Annotated in this window: 1 protein-coding gene; it reads right to left on the bottom strand. The window is 40.5% G+C overall.

Annotated elements, in window-relative coordinates:
* On the bottom strand, positions 1–590 hold a 590-nt coding region (locus tag UC75_RS12205; RefSeq protein ID WP_228137330.1), incomplete at both ends, for an OprD family outer membrane porin.

Consider the following 590-nt stretch of genomic DNA (forward strand, 5'->3'; position numbering starts at 1 on the left):
TGGAAGGTTCCAAAAATAAATTTATGGTTTTGATGTTTGAGTTCGAAATGTGCATGATAAAGATCATTATCGACTAAGCCAGCTTTTGCTTGTCCGTCATCTCGGCTGCGGTAGTAACGTAATTGCGAGCTAAAATTAGTGGCGTCATTAATTTTATGTTGGTGTAAAGCACCGACCATGGTTTGGTTATAAAGATCGTCAACATCCATGTAAAAAGCTGTGAGCTTGAGTGCGGGATTAAACTGATAGTTTCCACCTAAATAATAGAGTCCATCCGTTTCAGCACTTTTAAAGCGTCCATTTACGCCTGAAATTTTAATTTTTTCATAGTTGGTCGAATCACGATGATTCACTTTATCGAGGTAGGCTCCCTGTAAATCAAAATCTTTAATATCTTTACTGGTCAGTGAAATTCCTCGATAGGTTTGAGGAAGCAAACGAGCAGGTGAAGCCACTAAAACTGGGTTCATTGGCATTAGCGTACCAATGCGTAGCTCGGTTTGGCTCATTTTCGCTTTTGCTGTGACCCCAATTTCGCCATAAGAGTCAGCAGGTTCATTGGTGCGCGTGTCTCTAGGTAAATTTCCTGT

The organism is Acinetobacter sp. V2 (assembly GCF_001188385.1).
Lineage (GTDB): Bacteria > Pseudomonadota > Gammaproteobacteria > Pseudomonadales > Moraxellaceae > Acinetobacter > Acinetobacter oleivorans.